At 34.0% G+C, this 6,555-nt stretch carries 7 protein-coding genes; 5 read left to right on the top strand and 2 right to left on the bottom strand.

From position 1 onward, the window contains the following. Window positions 1-162: 162 nt before the first annotated feature. Entirely contained in the window at window positions 163-1,914 is a 1,752-nt protein-coding gene (locus AB8B65_RS08210; protein WP_405300420.1) for a M14 family metallopeptidase, read from the top strand. A 59-nt stretch (window positions 1,915-1,973) separates the two neighbouring features. Here AB8B65_RS08210 and AB8B65_RS08205 read toward each other — a convergent pair whose 3' ends face one another. Then, window positions 1,974-2,555 carry an NUDIX hydrolase gene (locus tag AB8B65_RS08205; protein WP_405300419.1) on the bottom strand — a complete coding sequence of 194 codons (582 nt, stop codon included), beginning with the start codon at window positions 2,553-2,555 and terminating at the stop codon, window positions 1,974-1,976. A gap of 7 nt (window positions 2,556-2,562) precedes the next feature. Between AB8B65_RS08205 and pyrE the strand changes: the two genes are divergently transcribed. Both pyrE and AB8B65_RS08195 read left to right on the top strand, forming a co-directional pair. Beyond that, complete coding sequence (gene pyrE / locus AB8B65_RS08200) at window positions 2,563-3,207, top strand: orotate phosphoribosyltransferase (protein ID WP_405300418.1); 645 nt, start codon at window positions 2,563-2,565, stop codon at window positions 3,205-3,207. Window positions 3,208-3,318: 111 nt separating this feature from the next. Next, the gene (locus tag AB8B65_RS08195; protein WP_405300417.1) at window positions 3,319-3,711 is read left to right on the top strand and encodes an SRPBCC family protein; all 393 of its coding nucleotides are present in this window, start codon (window positions 3,319-3,321) and stop codon (window positions 3,709-3,711) included. Between the two features lie 328 nt (window positions 3,712-4,039). On the opposite strand, the gene AB8B65_RS08190 is transcribed toward AB8B65_RS08195, so the two are convergent. Continuing rightward, window positions 4,040-4,771 carry a biotin--[acetyl-CoA-carboxylase] ligase gene (locus AB8B65_RS08190; protein ID WP_405300416.1) on the bottom strand — a complete coding sequence of 244 codons (732 nt, stop codon included), beginning with the start codon at window positions 4,769-4,771 and terminating at the stop codon, window positions 4,040-4,042. A 92-nt stretch (window positions 4,772-4,863) separates the two neighbouring features. Here AB8B65_RS08190 and rsfS point away from each other — a divergent pair, with 92 nt between their 5' ends. Next, entirely contained in the window at window positions 4,864-5,235 is a 372-nt protein-coding gene (gene rsfS, locus AB8B65_RS08185) for a ribosome silencing factor (protein WP_405300415.1), read from the top strand. Between the two features lie 18 nt (window positions 5,236-5,253). Further along, a partial coding sequence (locus AB8B65_RS08180) for an ATP-dependent metallopeptidase FtsH/Yme1/Tma family protein (protein ID WP_405300414.1) occupies window positions 5,254-6,555 on the top strand: 1,302 nt, incomplete at its 3' end.

Here is a 6,555-nt window from a genome sequence, read left to right as displayed (position 1 = left end):
ATTAAGAAGCGGCAAAAGTACAGTTATTATTTCTATTGACAAGTTTTTTCGATGTATGAACTGCAACTACAAGAATATCTTAATCTTACTTTTATATATACTTTTAAAAAAGTAGCGTTTCTATTTTTTTGCCTAAGTTTGAAAAGCCAAAAAATTATGTTCATGAAAAAAATTCTATTCTGTTGCTGTGTTTCTTTATTTTTTGCGTGTACTTCTGAGAAGAAAGACACAAAAACTACTTCCGATTTTACAACTATTTTTGAAAAATCTGGCGGAACACAAACGCCAACTTACGCAGAAGTGATTTCGTATTATACCGCTTTGGCGGAAACGTACACTGAAATCCATTTGGAAACTATTGGAAATACAGATGCCGGAAAATCGTTGCACTTGGTCACTTATAATCCTGATGGGAAATTTGACTTTGAGAACATTCGCACAGAAAAAACCATTTTATTAGTCAACAACGGAATTCATCCTGGCGAAAGTGACGGAATTGATGCAACAATGATGCTCATGCGCGATTTGGCAAGCGGAAAAAAAGAAGCGCCAAAAAATGTAGTCATTGCAGCAATTCCTGTATACAATGTTGGTGGAAGTTTGAATCGTAATTCGGGCACAAGAGCCAATCAAAATGGTCCAGAAGCCTATGGTTTTCGTGGAAATGCACAAAATTATGATTTGAATCGTGACTTTATTAAATCGGATACACGAAATGCAAAAGCATTTGCAGCAATATTTCATAAAGTGCAACCAGATGTTTTTGTCGACAATCATGTGAGTAATGGCGCCGATTATCAATATACACTGACACATTTATTTACACAACACAACAAATTAGGACATGAAGCTGGCCATTTTCTACACAATACCATGATGCCCGATTTGGAAGCAACCTTACTAAAAAATGATTGGGACATTACGCCGTATGTAAATGTTTTTGGGCGTACGCCAGAATCAGGATTTTCTCAGTTTATGGATTCGCCACGCTACTCTACAGGATATACAACTTTGTTTAACACGCTCGGTTTAATGGTTGAAACGCACATGTTAAAACCCTACAAACAACGTGTAGAAGGCACGTATGCATTGATGGATGCCTTGATTGAAAATATAGACACAAAACACCATTCAGACATAAAATTGATTCGTAAAAAAACACACGAATCTTTTGTAAATGCTAAAACGTATCCTGTGCAATGGAAATCGGATAGAGAACAAAAAAGCACATTAAATTTTAAAGGGTTTGAAGGAAACTTTGTCGAAAGTGAAGTAACAGGTCAGAAACGTTTAAAATATGATTCCAGCAAACCGTTTACCAAAGAAGTAGATTATTACAATTACTTTAAAGCAACAAAAGAAGTTGCTGTACCAAAAGCATACATCATTCCGCAAGGTTGGCATAACATCATTGATTTATTGAAACTAAATAATGTCGTTATGAATCGTATTGAAAACGACACTGTTATTAACGTTGAAGTATATCATATCAAAGACTTTAAAACCTATACAAATCCGTATGAAGGACATTATACGCATTACAATACCGAAGTAAGCAAAAGTGTGCAAAAAATTGGTTTCAAACAAGGTGATTTTATTGTAAATACCAATCAGGTAGCATTTCGTTATTTGCTAGAAACACTGGAACCAGAAGCGGTTGATTCATTTTTTAATTGGAATTTTTTCGATACCATTTTACAACAAAAAGAAGGATTTTCGGCGTATGTTTTTGAAGATGAAGCTAAAGAATTATTAGCACAACATCCTGAATGGAAAGCTGAATTTGACGCATTAAAAGCTACGGATAAAGAATTTTTAGAAAGTGCTTCTCAACAGTTACGTTGGATTTACAAAAAATCGAATCATTACGAAAAAGCACATTTACGCTATCCTATTTTTAGAATTTCGCGATAATCCGCATAACGACTTCGTTCAATGCGCTCATCATATTTGCAGACTGAGCGAAGTCGAAGTCAAAACAACAACTTTATATTTTCATACGAATTTAACAATGCTAATTTGGTGTCGGCATCATTTTTCCATTCCACTTTCATAATATCTTCTTCTATTTGTGGAAGCAACTCACCATCATAGTCAGTTTCCATTAGGTACCAATGCGTTAATTTGAGGCGATATTCACCATTTCGCTTAAAAACATGATAGGTTTGCATTAAAAATTCGGTTATTTTCAAGCCAGTTACACCTGTTTCTTCTTCCACTTCTCGAATGGCAGTTTCTTCGATATTTTCACCTTTTTCTGTTTTGCCTTTCGGCAGATCCCACTTTCCGTTTCTAAAAATAAACAAGGTTTCTTGCGTATCATTTTTCACCAAACCGCCCGCCGCTTCTACTAAAGGCAGTTTTGTGTAGAGTAACGAAAGTAATTCTTCACCTTTGTCGTGATAAAGTATCGCTTTATCTATTTTTCCAGCATTTAATTTTCCTATAAGCCACTCTAAATCAACGTCTTTCAATAAATACGTGTCGGAAATTTCATTCTTTTGAACTTCATTTGATAGAATAATGAGCTTTTCATTGATAAAAACTTTATACATTTGCACTATGATTTTTGATAAAAATACAGCTAAAAAGACTGCCGAATTGTTGTTGCAAATTAACGCAATTAAATTACAACCACAAGAACCTTTTACTTGGGCTTCCGGTTGGAAATCGCCAATATATTGCGATAATAGAATAACTCTATCGTTTCCACCGATACGAAACTACCTAAGAGAACAGTTTGCAAAACACATTGACAAAGAGTACGGAAAGCCCGATGTCATTGCTGGTGTAGCTACTGGCGCTATTGGAATTGGTATTTTAGTAGCTGAGTATTTAGGTGTGCCTTTTGTGTATGTTAGACCAGAAGCAAAAAAGCACGGAAGACAAAATCAAATTGAAGGATTTATTCAAAAAGGACAAAATGTTGTCGTTGTAGAAGATTTGATTAGTACAGGAAAAAGTAGTTTAAATGCCGTAAAAGCATTGGACGCAGCAGAAGTAAATGTAAAAGGCATGGTGGCTATTTTTTCGTATAATTTTGATGTTTCTAAAGAAAACTTCAAAAATGCAGGTGTCAATTTACACACATTAAGCAATTACGAAAATCTTTTAGAACAAGCGTTAGACACTAATTATATTACATCTGATCAGTTAAAAACTTTAGAGAATTGGCGCAAAGATCCTGCAAATTGGAACGCTAATTGATTATATATCGAAAATAATAATATGAAATGAGCCTTTTGCTAGTATTGATATATTCAAAATGGTTATTGGCGAATTCCATCTGATAGCATAAAAATAATATAACACACACAGATGAACATAGAAAGCCCAAAAGTAAGCGTAGCTAAATCTCCCCAAGAGCTTTATGATTTTTTGACGAATGTTGAAAATTTTGAAAAATTAATGCCCGAAAACATCAGTAAGTTTGAGGTTTTAGCGGAAGGAAAATTTCTTTTTGCTATAAAAGGAATGCCCGAAATTGTATTAAAATTACAAGAAAGTACGCCAACTAGTCAAGTTGTATTAGGTGCTGCTTCTGACAAATTACCATTTACATTGACAGGGAATATTGAGGAAACCGGAGAAGGGAAAAGTGATGCGCAATTAGTATTTGAAGGCAAATTCAATCCGATGATGGCAATGATGATCAAAGGTCCAATTGGGAAATTTGTAAACACACTTGCCGAAAACATGAGCAAATTATAATAGAAACATACATACTTTTTTAAAAGCTGAATAAAGTAATCTTTGTTTGGCTTTTTTTTGTTTTTAGTTAGTAAGAAACAGCTTGCCACGTGTCTTTACTAAAACACTCGCAAAGACGTTTCAAAGAAGTTTGAGAATACACGTGAAGTGATCCACATTTCGATTCCGCTCAATGTTCGTATTTCCAAAAGCAAAGCGAGTCTATTTGTTAGTTTGTCAATTTGAAAATACAGTTTTAAACGAGAGTTTCATTACCAAAATAAGAAAAGGCGAAGCCGATACTAAAGCAATCGCGTGTCTAATATTGTAAGAGTAAAGCGAATCTAGACTAATACAACAACTTAATTTCTTTCAAATCAAACGCAGTCATAATATCATCTTCTAGTAGTACATTCAGTTTTCCATCTTCGGCGACACCTTGAATAAATCCCATAAATAATTCGCCTTTTTTATTTTGAAAAGTAGACGGTTTATCTTTTCGGAATAATAACGATTCATATTCCAATTTGAGTGGTTCAAAGGAACGTTCCGTGATCAAATCGGCATATTTTTCTAATTGCGCAGCGATCTGAAATAGCACTTCATCCAAATCAAAATGAATTCCCGTTGTTTTTTTTAGCGACGAAGCATTTAGGTTTTCTGCAAAATTAGTCTGATTCACATTTAAGCCAATTCCGATAATGGCTGCTGTCATTTTGCTATTTTGTATGACATTTTCAATCAAAATTCCACATATCTTCCGATTCTCTGACAAAATGTCGTTTGGCCATTTAATTGCTAATTTAGGAATTTGAAAGTGCTTTAGTGCGTTATAAATTGCCAAAGAAGTTGCCATACTAATGTAAAATTGTTCTTCATTCTCTAAACAAGAAATCTTCTTAAAGACACTAAACGTAAGGTTTTTTCCTTTTTCTGAACTCCATTTTGTACCCATCTGACCTTTTCCCGCTGTTTGAGACGTAGCCGTAACAATTGTAAAATCTGCTAACTTTTCTTCCAAACGAAGCTGTCGTAAGTAGCTGTTAGTGGAATCAATGGCATCAAGTTTGATTATTTTCATCGTATATTTAAAAAACTTTAGATATTCTTATGATAAAGGAGTTACAAATAACATTTAAAAGTAATACTTTTGTATAAAATATAAATAATTGAATGACAAAAACTAAGGTAAGCACTGATCAATTGATCACAGGCATCATAAAAGGGATAGAAGAAGTAAAGGGAAATGATATCACTGTCTTAGACTTACGCGAAATAGATAATACAGTTTGTGACTACTTTATAATATGTAATGGTACTTCTAACACACAAGTAAACGCCATTGTAGGTTCGGTTCAAAAAATGGTTAGCAAAGAGCTAAAAGACAAACCATGGCACATAGAAGGTGCAGAAAATGCTGAATGGGTATTAATGGATTATGTAAATGTTGTAGTACATGTTTTCCAAAAGCACATCCGAGAGTTTTATGATATTGAAGGACTTTGGGGAGACGCTAAAGTAACTACTATTCAAGCAAATTATTAAAAATTACATTTTGATTTAATGGCAAAAGACAATAATAATATGACAAAGAAACCTAAATTTAGTCCTTACTGGATATATGGTTTAATCGGAGTTTTTCTCCTTTTCTTAATATTTTCAAGCGATTCTGGAGCAGGTGACAAAGTATCTTTTTCAAAATTTAAAGAACTTGTTCCTTACAATGATATTAAGAAAATTGAAGTTGTAACAAATACAAATATTGCACGTATCTATCTAAAAGCTGATGCTTCCAAAAAAGATATTTATAAAGAAATCGTTAGTAAAAGATCTAGCATTTTCTTAATGGGAGAAAGTCCTGATTTCTCAATTAAATATTTAGATTTAAAGAATCTTGAAACTTATTTAAACGAAATAAAAGAAGAAAAAAAGCTAGATTTCGAGATTGCTTCCGATCAACAAGATACTACTGTTTCTAGTTTTATCTTTAGCATTTTACCGTTTGTATTGATCATCGGAGTTTGGATTTTCATCATGCGCAGAATGTCTGGTGGAGGTGCTGGCGGTGGTGGCGGACAGATTTTCAACATTGGGAAATCGAAAGCCAAACTATTTGATGAAAAAACAGATATTAAATCTTCATTTAAAGACGTTGCTGGTTTAGAAGGTGCCAAAGAAGAAGTGCAAGAAATTGTAGATTTCCTTAAAAATCCTGAAAAATATACCTCTTTAGGAGGAAAAATTCCAAAAGGAGCCTTACTAGTAGGACCTCCAGGAACAGGTAAAACTTTATTAGCAAAAGCTGTCGCTGGAGAAGCAAAAGTACCTTTCTTCTCGCTTTCTGGTTCTGACTTTGTTGAAATGTTTGTTGGAGTTGGTGCATCAAGAGTACGTGACTTATTTAAACAAGCCAAAGAAAAATCGCCTGCAATTATATTTATTGATGAGATTGATGCCATTGGACGTGCACGTGGAAAAAACAACTTTACAGGTTCTAACGACGAGCGCGAAAATACATTAAACCAGTTATTAACTGAAATGGATGGTTTTGGCACCAATACAAATGTAATTGTAATGGCAGCAACGAACCGTGCTGATATTTTAGATAAAGCCTTAATGCGTGCTGGACGTTTTGACCGACAAATTTATGTAGATCTTCCAGACTTGAATGAACGTAAGGAAATCTTTGAAGTTCACTTAAAGCCATTAAAGAAAGAAGAGAATTTAGATACTGACTTTTTATCAAAACAAACACCAGGATTTTCTGGAGCTGATATTGCCAATGTGTGTAATGAAGCTGCCTTAATTGCTGCCAGAAAAGGAAAGAAAGCTGTTGAAAAACAAGATTTCTTAGATGCAGTTGAT

This window comes from Kordia sp., assembly GCF_045105435.1.
In the GTDB taxonomy this organism is placed as follows: domain Bacteria; phylum Bacteroidota; class Bacteroidia; order Flavobacteriales; family Flavobacteriaceae; genus Kordia.
This window is presented reverse-complemented; position numbering and strand designations above follow the sequence as displayed.

What these genes read in the sequence shown, in the direction of transcription:
- pyrE (WP_405300418.1), top strand. Translation starts at nt 2,563, where the DNA reads ATGATTTTTGATAAAAATACAGCTAAAAAGACTGCCGAATTGTTGTTG.
- AB8B65_RS08205 (WP_405300419.1), bottom strand. Translation starts at nt 2,555, where the DNA reads ATGTATAAAGTTTTTATCAATGAAAAGCTCATTATTCTATCAAATGAA.
- AB8B65_RS08190 (WP_405300416.1), bottom strand. Translation starts at nt 4,771, where the DNA reads ATGAAAATAATCAAACTTGATGCCATTGATTCCACTAACAGCTACTTA.
- rsfS (WP_405300415.1), top strand. Translation starts at nt 4,864, where the DNA reads ATGACAAAAACTAAGGTAAGCACTGATCAATTGATCACAGGCATCATA.
- AB8B65_RS08195 (WP_405300417.1), top strand. Translation starts at nt 3,319, where the DNA reads ATGAACATAGAAAGCCCAAAAGTAAGCGTAGCTAAATCTCCCCAAGAG.
- AB8B65_RS08210 (WP_405300420.1), top strand. Translation starts at nt 163, where the DNA reads ATGAAAAAAATTCTATTCTGTTGCTGTGTTTCTTTATTTTTTGCGTGT.